Source organism: Guptibacillus hwajinpoensis (assembly GCF_020171785.1).
GTDB classification, from domain to species: domain Bacteria; phylum Bacillota; class Bacilli; order Bacillales; family Guptibacillaceae; genus Guptibacillus; species Guptibacillus sedimenti.
In genome coordinates this window covers 1-13,727 of sequence record NZ_JAIVAE010000011.1, presented here as the reverse complement: position 1 = coordinate 13,727, position 13,727 = coordinate 1, and the positions used below count along the sequence as shown (strand labels likewise).

Annotated in this window: 10 protein-coding genes and 1 pseudogene; 2 read left to right on the top strand and 9 right to left on the bottom strand. The window is 40.6% G+C overall.

Features of this window, described 5'->3' with window-relative positions:
* Nucleotides 1-31 precede the first annotated feature (31 nt).
* Nucleotides 32-1,462 carry an N-acetylmuramoyl-L-alanine amidase gene (locus tag LCL91_RS16065; RefSeq protein WP_224883819.1) on the top strand — a complete coding sequence of 477 codons (1,431 nt, stop codon included), beginning with the start codon at nt 32-34 and terminating at the stop codon, nt 1,460-1,462.
* Between the two features lie 72 nt (nt 1,463-1,534).
* On the opposite strand, the gene dtd is transcribed toward LCL91_RS16065, so the two are convergent.
* The 9 genes and pseudogenes from dtd to LCL91_RS16015 all read right to left on the bottom strand — a co-directional run bounded on the left by dtd (nt 1,535) and on the right by LCL91_RS16015 (nt 11,876).
* On the bottom strand, nt 1,535-1,978 hold the full coding sequence (dtd, locus tag LCL91_RS16060; protein ID WP_224883817.1) for a D-aminoacyl-tRNA deacylase: 444 nt from the start codon (nt 1,976-1,978) through the stop codon (nt 1,535-1,537).
* A gap of 19 nt (nt 1,979-1,997) precedes the next feature.
* Entirely contained in the window at nt 1,998-4,160 is a 2,163-nt protein-coding gene (locus tag LCL91_RS16055) for a RelA/SpoT family protein (protein WP_420541535.1), read from the bottom strand.
* Nucleotides 4,161-4,347: 187 nt separating this feature from the next.
* On the bottom strand, nt 4,348-4,860 hold the full coding sequence (locus LCL91_RS16050; RefSeq protein WP_098444373.1) for an adenine phosphoribosyltransferase: 513 nt from the start codon (nt 4,858-4,860) through the stop codon (nt 4,348-4,350).
* Nucleotides 4,861-7,215, bottom strand: a complete 2,355-nt coding sequence (recJ, locus tag LCL91_RS16045; protein WP_224883813.1) for a single-stranded-DNA-specific exonuclease RecJ — start codon at nt 7,213-7,215, stop codon at nt 4,861-4,863.
* A gap of 130 nt (nt 7,216-7,345) precedes the next feature.
* The gene (locus LCL91_RS16040; protein ID WP_224883811.1) at nt 7,346-7,681 is read right to left on the bottom strand and encodes a LapA family protein; all 336 of its coding nucleotides are present in this window, start codon (nt 7,679-7,681) and stop codon (nt 7,346-7,348) included.
* 35 nt (nt 7,682-7,716) lie between these two features.
* Nucleotides 7,717-8,625, bottom strand: a complete 909-nt coding sequence (locus tag LCL91_RS16035) for a cation diffusion facilitator family transporter (RefSeq protein WP_224883809.1) — start codon at nt 8,623-8,625, stop codon at nt 7,717-7,719.
* A 130-nt stretch (nt 8,626-8,755) separates the two neighbouring features.
* Nucleotides 8,756-10,970, bottom strand: a pseudogene (secDF, locus tag LCL91_RS22270) (protein translocase subunit SecDF).
* A 108-nt stretch (nt 10,971-11,078) separates the two neighbouring features.
* The gene (locus LCL91_RS16020; protein ID WP_098444377.1) at nt 11,079-11,336 is read right to left on the bottom strand and encodes a post-transcriptional regulator; all 258 of its coding nucleotides are present in this window, start codon (nt 11,334-11,336) and stop codon (nt 11,079-11,081) included.
* Between the two features lie 54 nt (nt 11,337-11,390).
* Nucleotides 11,391-11,876 (bottom strand): COG2426 family protein, encoded by a 486-nt coding sequence (locus tag LCL91_RS16015; protein ID WP_159783427.1) that lies wholly within the window; start codon nt 11,874-11,876, stop codon nt 11,391-11,393.
* A gap of 120 nt (nt 11,877-11,996) precedes the next feature.
* Here LCL91_RS16015 and spoVB point away from each other — a divergent pair, with 120 nt between their 5' ends.
* Nucleotides 11,997-13,550: a stage V sporulation protein B gene (spoVB, locus tag LCL91_RS16010; RefSeq protein ID WP_224883805.1), complete on the top strand. Its 1,554-nt coding sequence runs from the start codon at nt 11,997-11,999 to the stop codon at nt 13,548-13,550.
* Nucleotides 13,551-13,727: the final 177 nt, after the last annotated feature.

Below are 13,727 nucleotides of genomic sequence, written 5' to 3'. Positions count from 1 at the left end.
TAAGCTAAGATTTATTGAAAGGAGATTTCCATTGAAAAGATTGATTTTTATTCTGAGCCTATTATTAATAGCCCTTTTTATTCCTCATACAACTTCAGCGGCTACTCGTGCCCTTTTTGAACAAACCGTTAATGTGCGCTCAGAACCATCTATTTCGTCCACTATCATTGCTCAAGTTCACCAAGGTAACAAAGCAACGATCATTGATAGTCAAGATAATTGGCTATATGTAGAACTTCCTACCGGAAAAAAAGGTTGGGTAGCCACCAGTTTCGCAATGTTAATGACTGATTCGCAGACCGAACAAACCATTCGATCCACCGTAGCTGATTTACAAGTACGAGCTGGTCCAGGAAAAGAGCACAAAATTATCGGGAGTATTTCCCAAGAAAGCGAATGGAACGTGTTAAAGATCGATGGTGATTGGATTTCAATCGATTATAACGGTCAAACGGGCTGGGTAGCTTCATGGTTAGTAAATTCAACAACACAAGATAATGCAAACAATTCCAGTATAAAAAAAGAAGTCACCACACGACTATTAAATGTTCGAGAAATGCCTGGGACAGAAAACCGCATTTTATCTCAGCTTCCTTCAGGTTCTGTCGTTGAAGAAATCAAAACAGAAAACAACTGGAGTTTTATTCGATATGAAAACGGACAATTAGGATGGGTGGATACTACCTATTTACAAAACACGAATAAGAAGGAAGAGGCAGGCTTTGTGACGATTTTATACCACGCAACAAACCTTAGAAGCGGACCTGCCTTAAGCAATGATGTCATCAAGCAAGCATCGGTCCAAGAGCGCTATCAAATAGATGGAAAAGAAGGTGAATGGTATCGTATACTCCTTGATGATGGCCGTTCAGCTTACGTAGCGGATTGGGTCGTTTCAACTGCTTCAAGGCTTACCACTTCTCCCAAGTTAAAGTCTGGAAAAACAGTCGTACTAGATGCTGGACACGGCGGTTTTGATAGTGGAGCTTTAGGAATTACTACGCTTGAGAAAATCCTTACTCTCAAAACAACGAACACGATTGCTGAGAAATTAAAAAACGCAGGTGTAGAAGTGATTTTAACAAGAGATGATGATACATTTATCTCACTTGCACAACGAACTATAATTTCTGAACAACACCAAGCAGATGCTTTTGTCAGCATTCATTTCGACAGCACTGTCGATCCAACGGCAAATGGGACGACGACTTATTACTATGAGGAAGCGGATAAGCCACTTGCCTCTTCCATTCATGCTGAGATTGGCGACGAAACTTCTCTACGAGATCGCGGCATACGTTTTGGCAATTACTATGTTCTTCGAAATAATCAACAGCCTTCCGTTCTTCTGGAACTAGGATTCCTTTCCAACCCATGGGAAGAGCAATTAGTGAACAAGTCGACTTATCAAAATAACATTACGAACGAAATTTCTAATGGAATTCTTGCATTTTTACAATAATCTCCCTAAAAGCATTTAAACCTAAAGAAATAATAATATAAAAGCCGCGTTCATAAGGAACGCGGCTTTTACCTATTCTTTACTTTCAATCACCAGGGTAACAGGTCCATCATTCGTAAGCTGAACATCCATCATTTCACCGAATATTCCAGTCTGTACGTCGAGATCTTCTTTTCTAAGTAGCTCATTGAACTTCTCATATAAAACGGCTGCTTCAGAAGGCTTTGCTGCTTTCATAAAGTTCGGCCGCCTTCCTTTACGGCAATCTCCATACAAAGTGAACTGTGAAATCGAAAGAATGGCGCCGCCTTTATCTTTCACAGATAAATTCATACGATCACTGTCATCTTCAAAGATGCGTAGATTGGCAATCTTTGAAGCAAGATAAGCGGCATCCTCTGTTGTGTCTTCGTGAGTGACCCCTAGAAGGACGACAAGACCCGAATCAATCTCACCTGTCGTCTCTCCATTCACGGTGACTGATGCATGCTTAGAACGTTGTATAACGGCTTTCATGAAGAACTTCCTTTCTACTTTACTGCATAATCCTACGCACAGCATAGATATCTGGAATTCGCTTCACACGCTCAACGACTTTCTGAAGGTGAGCGGTATTCCTAATAGAAACAGTCATGCTAATCGTAGCCATTTTATTGTTATCCGATCGACCCGAAACGGATGTCATATCCGTTTTGGTTTCAGCGACGGCCTGCAGGACTTCATTTAAAAGACCACGGCGATCAAAACCACTGATTTCAATATCAACATTATAACTTTTAGGAGAGTCGCTTTCCCATTCCACTTCAAGAAGACGCTCTTGAGCGTTATCTTCATTCACATTCGGACAGTCTTTCCTGTGAATGGAGACACCCCTTCCTTTAGTAATATAACCGACGATATCATCACCCGGAACAGGATTACAGCATCGCGAAAGACGAATTAACAGGTTATCAATTCCTTTAACGCGCACTCCTGACTCCGCTCGTTTTAGCGGTTTAGAAGGTGAGTGCGTTTTCCCCTCAATAATGGATTTTGCAAGCTCTTCTTCCTGCTCTTTTGTTCGTTCTTTACGCGCTTTATCGGTTAATCTTGTTGCAATTTGAGCGGCTGTAATACCCCCATACCCAACTGCGGCATACATATCTTCTTCACTTGTAAAATTAAATTTCTTCGAGACATTCGCAATGTTATCTGAAGTCAGGACGGCTTTTAATTCAAAGCCATGATTTTTTATTTCCTTTTCAACTAGCTCCCGGCCTTTAACTACATTTTCTTCACGCTTTTCTTTCTTAAACCACTGCTTAATTTTGTTCTTAGCGTGAGAACTTTGACTAATTTTCAACCAGTCTTTACTAGGACCATATGAGTGTTTCGATGTTAGGACTTCCACAATATCCCCGGTCTTTAATCGATGATCAAGCGGGACCATTTTGCCATTCACTTTTGCACCAATGCAATGATTCCCAATTTCCGTATGAATTCGATATGCGAAGTCTAGTGGAACTGATCCTGTCGGCAATTCAAACACATCGCCTTTAGGGGTAAAAACAAAAACCATATCGCTAAATAAGTCAATTTTAAGAGACTCCATAAACTCTTCAGCGTTTGAAACGTCATTTTGCCATTCAAGAATTTGCCTGAACCAAGAGAGCTTTTTCTCAAAAGAACTATTCACTTGATTTTGATCGCCTTCTTTATAAGCCCAATGCGCGGCAATCCCATACTCAGCAACTTTGTGCATATCAGACGTTCGAATCTGCACCTCAAGCGGATCACCTTTTGGACCAATCACCGTCGTATGAAGCGACTGATACATATTCGCTTTTGGCATTGCAATATAATCTTTGAATCGACCAGGCATTGGCTTCCAGCAAGTATGAATAATGCCAAGAACGGCATAGCAGTCCTTAATGCTATTTACAACAATGCGGACAGCCAGTAAATCGTAAATTTCATTGAATTGCTTATGCTGCTTTGCCATCTTTCGATAAATGCTATAAATGTGCTTCGGGCGTCCTGAAATTTCAGCATCGATCGATACTTCTTTGACACGTTCTTGAATTTCATCCACTACTTCATGTACAAATCCTTCACGTTCGGCTCGTTTCTTCTGCATTAAATTCACAATGCGATAATATTGCTGTGGATTTAAATAACGAAGCGCTGTATCTTCGAGCTCCCACTTAATCGTGGAAATACCAAGACGATGCGCAAGAGGCGCAAAAATTTCTAACGTCTCATTTGCCTTTTGCATTTGTTTTTCTTTGGGCATGTGCTTCAACGTTCGCATATTATGAAGACGGTCTGCCAGTTTAATGAGAATGCACCTAATATCCTGAGCCATAGCAATCATCATTTTTCGATGATTCTCAGCTTGCTGCTCGCGCTTTGATTTATATTTAATTTTCTTCAGTTTTGTTACGCCATCTACAAGCATAGCGAGTTCAGGACTGAATTCATCAGATATTTGCTCAAGCGTTACGTCGGTGTCTTCGACGACATCATGAAGAAAGCCCCCTGCAACTGTGACGGGGTCCACTTCAAGATTCACAAGAATGCCAGCAACCTCAATAGGATGAATAATATAGGGTTCACCCGATTTACGGTACTGGCCTTCATGTGCGTTTCGCGCGTATTCATATGCTCTATTAAGATAGGAGAGATCGTCTTCAGACAAATACTGCTCCGCTCTTTCCATCACTTCTTCTATCGTCATCAAATCACCTTGATTACTGTTGGTATATTGCTTCTATTATCGTTAAAAAAAGGCAGCATGTAAAGAGATTAAGAGAAAAATGTCGTTTTTCCTAATGAGTTAAGACAAGAATATCTTGATAATGGTTCATAAAGAGAAAGAGCGTCCGGCAATTCGGACACTCCATTCTTTAGTATGTCATTAACGTAAAGATATCATGACGATCAAGATTTTTACGACCTTCGAGGTATGAAAGCTCAATCATGAAAGCAAGTCCTACAACGACTCCTCCAAGCATTTCTACAAGTTCAATTGTCGCGTTGATCGTGCCGCCGGTAGCAAGTAAATCGTCCGTAATCAATACTCTTTGTCCTGGTTTAATAGCGTCCTTATGAATCGTTAGGACGTCTTTACCGTATTCGAGACCGTAGTCAACTTTTGCTACTTCACGCGGAAGTTTTCCTTCTTTTCGTACTGGTACAAAACCAATGCCGAGAATATAAGCTACAGGACATCCCACAATAAACCCTCGTGCTTCTGGTCCAACAATAACATCGATATCTTTATCTTTAGCGAAGTCCGCTATGTCATTTACGACAGCACTGTAAGCTTCTCCATTTTGCATAAGGGGTGTGATGTCTTTAAAACGAATCCCCTCTTTTGGATAATCTTCAACTACTGCAATATAATCTTTGTAATTCATTTACTTTATGGCCTCCTCAGTGCTATTGAAACAATTAACTGATTGATCGAACCAACTTTTCAAAGCATGATAGGAGGAATAGCAAAAATCGTTTTCGAGCTTTGCTTTTTCAAGCTTACTCCTATACGTTTTAGAAGAAGTTAATTCAGTTTTGACAGATTGTGGATTTAGAGAAATCAGTCCATTATCCATTGTAACAAAATCTAGCTCAAAAAACACCTCTGACATAAAAGGCACCGTTTCTTTTGACCACCCTTTATGTTTAGCGAGCTTTTCTGCGTCTCGTAAATGGAAGCTTCCTTTTTTCATTAAGAAAGCATAATACCATTTGAAATCCTCCCGTGATGGTAAAGTTGAGAAAAAATGATCTTCCTCATGCTCAAATACCACATAAGTTCGATCTGGTATACCGCCTGAGCGAAAAAGGTTCACAAGGTCTTCTTCTAAATCAGGTAGATCAAGCAACATGACATACTTTTGATCAAACGAAACGTCTTTGTCTGATGGATCAGTAATGACGTAGTCCTTCCATTTTTCAAGACCTAGCTTTGAGATCGTATTGCTCTGAAAAGCTACCATCACTAACTTATCTAGCGGCAAAGTTTCCAGACGTTTCTTTAAATCACGTATGCCTCTGTAATCAAAAAGCTGCCACTCATTAACTGCGATATCTTTCACGAAAATTTGTGGCTTTCGAAGCCCATTCCATTCGTTGACAGAGAGTTGACCAATGACACTCACCGCTGCCCTTGATGCAATTTCTTCAAAAGCATAGCCGAAATGGAATCCTACGCCATCAAGCGTTGTACCATTTTCCTCAAGAGCTACCTTAAGATGATTGTCCTGACTACCTATTCTTCTAATTTGAGATAAATGAACGTCCTTGAGCATAACAACTGGCTTTGGATTGCTCACACCAAAGGGAGCAAGAAGATTCATCTCTTCAATCGTTTCTAGCGTTACATCTTCTACGCGACAATGAAGATCCACTTTTGTAAGCGGAGTTAGATCTTCTTCCGTTAACTTCTCTATAGCCAGGTTATTCAATCTAGTGCGCAGTTGCTCCAAGTAATCCAAATCAATCGTCATCCCAGCTGCCATTGGGTGACCCCCAAAATGCGGAAGAATGTCCCTACATTCAGATAAATTCGCAAACATATCGAATGCCTCAATACTACGTGCGGAGCCTTTTGCCACACCTTTCTCTCGGTCAATACTCATCACAATCGTTGGACGGTAATATTTCTCAACAAGTCGAGAAGCGACAATTCCAATTACCCCTGCATTCCATCCTTCTTTCGCAATAATCAAGACGCGATTGCTTTCATCACTTATATAATTTGTTTCAACTTCTTCAATCGCTTCTTTCGTCATTGTGTTTACAAGCTCTTGACGGTTTTTATTCAGAGCATCAATATCAGAAGCAAGTTGCTCTGCTAGTAGCGGATCATCTGTTGTAAGCAGTTCAACAGCAGGATCTGCACTATCTAAACGTCCTGCAGCATTTAATCTTGGTCCTATTCCAAAACCAAGATGCTCTTCGTTTAATTCCTGATCTTTCAAGCCACATACATCTAAGAGCGCTTTAATGCCGGGTTTATTAGAATTTTGAAGTGCTCGTATTCCTTCACTTGCTAGAAGACGATTCTCATCTTGAAGCGGAACTAAATCTGCTATAGTACCCATTGCTGCAATCTCAAGTAAATGTCCTGGAATCCTACCAAGTAAGGCCTGTGATAATTTAAACGCAACGCCCACACCTGCAAGTCCTTTAAAGGGGTAAGTGCATCCAGGTTTCTTGGGATTAATCGTCGCATAAGCATCAGGAAGTACAGGAGGTGGCTCGTGATGATCTGTAATAATGAGATCAACACCGATTTCCTTTGCAACTTCTGCCTCATGGACACCAGAAATACCAGTATCAACCGTTACAATGAGATGATAACCATCTTCCTTCGCCTGCCTAAAGGCCGCTTCATTTGGTCCATACCCTTCTGTAAAGCGATTTGGAATATAGTAATCAAAGGTTGCACCAAGCTCTCGTAACGTATAAACCAGGACGGTTGTACTACTAACTCCATCCGCATCATAATCCCCAAATATTAGAATTCGCTCATCCGACGCGATGGCTTGTTGAATTCTTTCCACCGCTTCCTTCATTCCACTCATGAGGAACGGGTCATGATAGGCTAAATTCTCTTTATATAAAAACCTTCTAGCTTCTTCTTCTCCACTAATACCTCGATTCACTAAAAGCGAAGCAGCAAGTCGAGAAATTCCTAGTTCACTCTGGAGCCGATCAATGTTTGTTTCATCTGTTTCAGCAAGTTTCCAGCGCGTTTTAGATCTTAACATCGAATCACCTCTTAACCTGTTCATTATATATAGTTTACATAGGTTTGACTATAGTTCAAGGAGAGGAATCTTGCTTAAAGAAGATTTCTCTTCACTAAAAAAAGCCCCGATCTTACTCAGGGCTATTTCGTTATTCTCCATCTGTACCGGTGCCTTCATCCATCGTTTCACCGTCAAGTGGCGTATGCACTGATTTGGTTTCAGTAGCGATCGGCTCAGATTTTAATTTCTCATTTTCTTTTTGTAACTTTTTAAGCTCTCTCTTCAGTTTATAATATTTGACCATCCCAAAACCAAGAACAAGAATGGCTCCCATTAGTACCGATCCTAATATAACGAGAACGAGCGGCCAATCAGATGTACCAAATACGTAATTCACTTGAACTGGATCAACATTCACAACTGAAAAAACAGCAATAATCAGGGCAAATACAAGTGCTACGACTAATCCCCATTGTCCTTTCAACTTAATCTACCTCCTCTACTCCAATACCTATTCCATTACTCACTCTTTTTTTCCTTCGGTTCGAAAGGATTGATATGAACTAATACGTCATGAACCTCATCCTCTTCAAGAAGGCGTTCTTTCACCGCTTTACCGATATCGTGACCTTCTTTAACGGAAATTTCAGGGTCCACGCCTAACTTCATATCAATAATAACATAGTGCCCATGCTCTCTAGCATAAAACTCATCAAGGTTCACAACGCCCGGCATTCTGATAATCAATTCTTTATACTCAATCGTATCCTCCTCATGCAACACATGATCAAGCGTCGTATGAATCGATTCAAAACCAAGTTTAACAGCCATTTTTGCAATCAAGACAGACACAAATATCCCTGCAATAGGATCCGCATAAATTAGCCATGGTAAGTTAAGCCTGCTTCCTAAAATAGCCCCCGCAATCCCGATTAAAACAGCAATTGAAGAATAGACATCAGAACGATGTTCGTATGCATTTACGATAAGTGCATCACTTTTTATCTTTTTACCCAATCGATACTTATATTGAAACATCACTTCTTTTACTATGATTGAAATCAAAGCACCATATAGCGCAAGCGTTCCTGGGGCTTCAATCGGATTGAAAATAGCTTTTCCAGAACTAATGCCAATTTCTACTCCGACCAATAATAATAAAACCGCTACGATAATTGCTGCGATCGATTCCGCCTTCCCATGACCATAAGGATGATCTTTATCTGGTGGCAGTTTCGCTGCACGCAATCCTACAAAAACAGCAAATGATCCAGCCACGTCTGAAGCCGAGTGGGCCGCATCGGCGATAAGGGCTCGACTGTTGGAGATTGAGCCAATAACCCCTTTTAACACAGCTAGAATAATGTTTCCTAGAATGCCGACAATCGCTGCAATTTCTGCTTTCCGAAACCGTTCTTCCTTATTCATTTCTCCACCTCTTACAATTCCAAGTCATTATCAATATAGCTTTTCCCGTATTTGAAAATCTCACACCCCGCTTTTGACACGCAAAAGCCATGGCTAAGCCATGGCTTTTCTTCTAAAGGTGACCTACCTTTTATACTTCAGTTTCAGCAGGAGTAAACTTTTTCTTTTTTAATTGTTTCCCTTTCCATACTGCCCATAGTTGAGAAGCAATAAAGAGAGAAGAATAAGTACCTGCAACGAGACCAATCAATAGCGCGATTGCAAATGGTCTAATTGCTTCCCCTCCAAAGATTGTTAAGGCCGCTGCCGCAAAGACAACCGTAAGAACGGTATTGATCGAACGAGCAAGCGTTTGAACAAGACTTTTGTTCACGACACGTGCTACATCTTCAAACGTCTTCACTTTCTTCTCGAACTTCATATTTTCACGAATGCGATCGAATGTCACAATCGTGTCGTTAATGGAATAACCAACAATTGTTAGTACTGCCGCAATAAAGGTAATGTTAACTTCTATCTGCAGAATGCTAAAGACCGCAATGATGAAGAACGCATCATGGAATAGCGCAACAATCGCCGCTACACCTTGTAGCCATTCAAAACGCAGGGCCACATAGATAATAATCCCTACAGATGCGATCGCAAGGGCGATAAATGCATTTTTTGCTAAATCTACCGCTACATCTGGAGAAACGGTACTAATACTTGGTTCAACAGAGTAAAGTTCTGTGAAATGATTTTTAATTTCTGCAATTTCGTCTTTTCCAAGCTCATCTTTGAAGGCGGCTACTGCCATTTCACCACCACCTGCAAGCGTGACGGACTCAGGGTCAAACCCAAGCTCCTCGAATTCTTTGCTTACTTCTTCAGTTGTTAGCTTGCTTTCTGATTGAAGATCTACACGAGAACCACTTGAAAAATCAATGCCAAGATTCAATCCAAAGATCGCAATTGCTAACCCACCAAGAACGATCAAAGCAAGTGAAATCGCAAAAAATTTATTCCGATGTTTGACAAAATCAAACTTGGTATCTCTTACTTTAGAGCTCATCGATTTCACTCTCCTTTACGCCAAAAAGTCCGGGCTTTTTATTCAGTGCCCTGCTCTTGACCCATAGGCCGAGAAGAATTCGCGAACCCCAAACGGCAGTCAAAAAGCTAACGACGATACTCGTGATTAACATTACTGCAAATCCTTTTACTGAGCTTGTTCCATAAGCAAATAAAACACTTGCAGCAATTAAAGTTGTAATATTCGCATCAAAAATCGTTGTAAAGGAACGTCTTCCCCCAGCTTTGAAGGCGGACATGACCGATTTACCTGAACGAATCTCTTCTTTAATTCGTTCATACGTAATTATATTCGCATCAACCGCCATACCTACCCCGAGAATAAGGGCAGCAATACCTGGGAGAGTTAATACTGCGTTCATCCAATTAAAGACAACAAGAATCAAATAGATATACGTCGTTAACGTAATCACCGCAATTACCCCTGGTAAACGGTAATAGAATAGCATAAATAGGAAAATTAACCCAACTCCAATAAATCCTGCAATAACCGTTTTATCAAGAGACTGTTCGCCGAACTGTGCACCAACTGAAGTTGAATAAATCTCTTCTAGCTGAACCGGTAAAGAACCTGCGTTTAAAAGCTCTTTTAGATTTTCAGCTTCTTCAAGTTGGAAAGGTGGCCCTGAAATGACTACAGTATTTTGAGAAAGGACCTGGTTGACAGCTGGATCGGAGATGAATTTTTGTTCATCAGCTGGCTTTGTCACTTCTTCTTTATAAGAATCGCCTTCCTCATAATCAAGCCAGATCACTAGTCGATTATCCGGCTGAGGCAATTGACTGAGGTCTCGCGTAATATTTGCGAATTTTTCAGGATCCTTTAGGGTTACTTGAACGACGGGTTGGTTATTATCAAAAACAACCTTTGCCGCTCCTTCTTTCAGATCAGCACCGCTCATCTTCTCCTTATCGTCCGTTGTGCGGAATGTTAGCTCCGCCTGTGTAGACAGAAGTTCACGAGCCTGATTCTGATCTTTCACACCAGCAAGCTGCACGCGAATGCGATCTTCGCCTTCGATCGTAATACGAGGTTCTGAAACCCCTAGTACGTTAATACGCTTGTACAGGGCACTTACTGTACTGTTTAATAAATCCTGACTAAGCTCCTGGCCTTCTTGAGCAGGTTCTACTTCATAAAGGACTTCAAACCCACCTTGCAGGTCAAGACCTAGTTTAATGTCTTTTGTTACACCCATGACGGTTGTTCCAATCAATCCGCCAAGCAAAAGGACGATCAGAAAAAACGCTACGATCCTGCCTTTTTTCACCATAAAAAAACTCCTCTCTAAACCCCCAACATTCTTGCTTATGTAAATCACATCTCACACAGTACTAGCTATTATATCGAATGATGAATTTTTCTGTCAATTTCAGTCTTTTCAGGCTTTGCTTTCAAACGTTTTCGTACCTTTATAAGCATGGATTGTTAACCAGTTCATATACTCATTAACTGATAAACGCATAATCTCGTTTACCAACTGGTGTAACTTCATCTCTTCCAACTCATTGTTTCTTTCAAAACGAGCAAGGAGACACTCCCAGATTTCGTCCATAGTTGCGCCATTATAACCTAACAATAAAAATTCATCCCGCTTGCTTTCAAGAGCTGGTGATACTTCCTTCTTCCACTCATTCATCTCTCGGTCTCCTTTCTTAGAATCGTTTACATACCAGAGATCTTACAGCTCTATTTAAAAAATTGAATAGATTGCTGCTCCTACACCAAGTCCTGCAATAATGACCCCTGTAAGGATGGAAAGAAAAGCATATTTAAAACGGATTGTAAATAGAGCTGCGGCGACACACGCACTGTAAGCTCCTGTCGTCGGAAGAGGGACAGCGGTGAACAAAATAAGTCCAATCGCACCATATTTATCAACGTTCTTACTTTTGCTAATCGTTCGATGATAAAGCCAATCATAAAACCGTTTATACAAGCTAAATCTCATCAACCAGTTACTTAATGGCTGAAACAGAAGAAGCAAAGGGATAATCGGTAACGCATTTCCTAGAAGGCTTAATGAGAAAGCCTTAAGAAAAGAAAAGTCAAAAGTATGAGCAAGAGGGATTCCGCCCCTCAATTCTAATATTGGAAGTGCAGAGATCACTACGACAATCACTTCCTGAGGTAGAAAACTAAGGTTCTCTACAACAAACTGTTTAATTTCTTCTTTCATTAAAACACTCCTATATGCCTGTCATGCTTTGTCCCCTAATAAGCATATACATAGTGATAAAAAATATCTAGACTTTTCTACAATTTCTCAGGTGTATTCTGGATAGAAAGTAGGGAGTATATGTCAAAGCAAACCTTTCTTAGAGGGACACTGTTTCTCATCTTAGCCGGGTTAATTACGAAAGTTTTAGGTTTTATTAACCGTATAGTGATGGTTCGTGTGATGGGTGAAGAAGGTGTCGGTCTTTATATGATGGCCGTTCCTACATTAATACTAACGATAACGCTAACACGCATGGGACTTCCTGTTGCGATCTCAAAAATGGTAGCTGAAGCTGATGCAGAAGGTAACCGCCAGAAAATCAAACAAATTTTAATTGTATCCCTTTCGATTACGACTGTGCTTAGCGTTATTTTTACAACGATGATGATCTTTGCAGCTCCATTTTTGTCAAAAGAGGTTTTCACAGATGAGCGCACATTTTATCCGCTTGTCGCTATTGCCCCTGTTGTCTCAATTGTGGCTCTTTCTTCAGTGCTTAGAGGGTATTTCCAGGGATTACAGAACATGAGACCGTCTGCTTATTCTCAAGTCATTGAACAAATTGTACGCATTTGTCTCGTCGCAGTTCTTACAGGCGCGTTTCTACCTTATGGTGTCGAATTTGCCGCGGCAGGCGCAATGATTTCCGTAGTACTTGGAGAACTCGCCTCGCTTCTCTTTATGTTTTCCATGTTTAAAATGAAAAAGCGGATTAAAATAAGAAGTGGATTTTTCAACTATTTAAAAGGCGGGAGAAGGACTTTCAACAGTTTAATGAAGATTTCGCTACCGACAACTGGTAGTCAATTGATAGGATCTCTCTCCTATTTTTTTGAACCGATTATGGTGGCACGAAGCCTTGCCATCGCTGGAGTTGCCACAACACTTGCCACAAAACAATACGGTCACTTAACTGGTCTTGCTATACCACTGTTGTTTCTCCCTACCTTTATCACCTACTCTTTGCAGGTATCACTTGTACCCGCTATTAGCGAAGCACATGCTCAAAAGCAGTATAAACAAATTCAACACCGGTTAAGCCAAGCAATCCGACTATCGATGGTGGCTGGTGGACTTTCGGTAGTCGTCACATATATCTTTGCCGTTCCATTAATGGATATCATGTACAACGCCCCTCACGTCGCCATCTATGTACAAGTCATGGCTCCTTTCTTCTTCTTCTATTATTTTCAGGGTCCGCTTGCAGCCGCCCTACAAGCATTAGATTTAGCTAAGGCTGCTATGATCAATAGTTTTATTGGCGCAGGCGTTAAACTAATTGCGATCTTCTTTCTTGCTTCTCGACCTGAGTTAGGCATTATGGGCGCTGCTCTTGCAATTGTAATAGGCATTCTTCTTGTAACCCTTCTCCATTTTGCCACTCTTGTAAAGGCAATTGGTTTTTCTCTTGTTGTAAGTGATTTACTTAAAGGGGTAACATCCATTATAGCAACTGGATTTGCCGGACATTTTCTTTATCATTCCTTCTCTTCATCTTCCACTGATCTATTCGGTACGGTCTTAGCTATTTCGGTCACATCAATCATTTATCTTGTCATTTTACTACTGCTTGGACTTATTAATCGACATGACTTAAGAAGAATGCCATTCATTGGAAAATTCATTCACTAGTATAATATAGCCTACTTTAAACTGCATTCATACAGAGAAAAAGTAACCGTCACGGTTACTCAGGCTGTCGAGAAAGTCTCGACAGCCTGTTTTTTTTATCTCATTTCCCTCAATTATCCATTTTGTTTTGTTATCCTATAGGTAGATTCTATTTAGGCGGTGATTTTAATGTTCCAA

Coding starts and splice junctions, on each gene's coding strand:
- dtd (WP_224883817.1), bottom strand. CDS start 1,978: ATGAAAGCCGTTATACAACGTTCTAAGCATGCATCAGTCACCGTGAAT.
- LCL91_RS16055 (WP_420541535.1), bottom strand. CDS start 4,160: ATGGAAAGAGCGGAGCAGTATTTGTCTGAAGACGATCTCTCCTATCTT.
- LCL91_RS16050 (WP_098444373.1), bottom strand. CDS start 4,860: ATGAATTACAAAGATTATATTGCAGTAGTTGAAGATTATCCAAAAGAG.
- recJ (WP_224883813.1), bottom strand. CDS start 7,215: ATGTTAAGATCTAAAACGCGCTGGAAACTTGCTGAAACAGATGAAACA.
- LCL91_RS16035 (WP_224883809.1), bottom strand. CDS start 8,625: ATGAATAAGGAAGAACGGTTTCGGAAAGCAGAAATTGCAGCGATTGTC.
- LCL91_RS16020 (WP_098444377.1), bottom strand. CDS start 11,336: ATGAATGAGTGGAAGAAGGAAGTATCACCAGCTCTTGAAAGCAAGCGG.
- LCL91_RS16015 (WP_159783427.1), bottom strand. CDS start 11,876: ATGAAAGAAGAAATTAAACAGTTTGTTGTAGAGAACCTTAGTTTTCTA.
- spoVB (WP_224883805.1), top strand. CDS start 11,997: ATGTCAAAGCAAACCTTTCTTAGAGGGACACTGTTTCTCATCTTAGCC.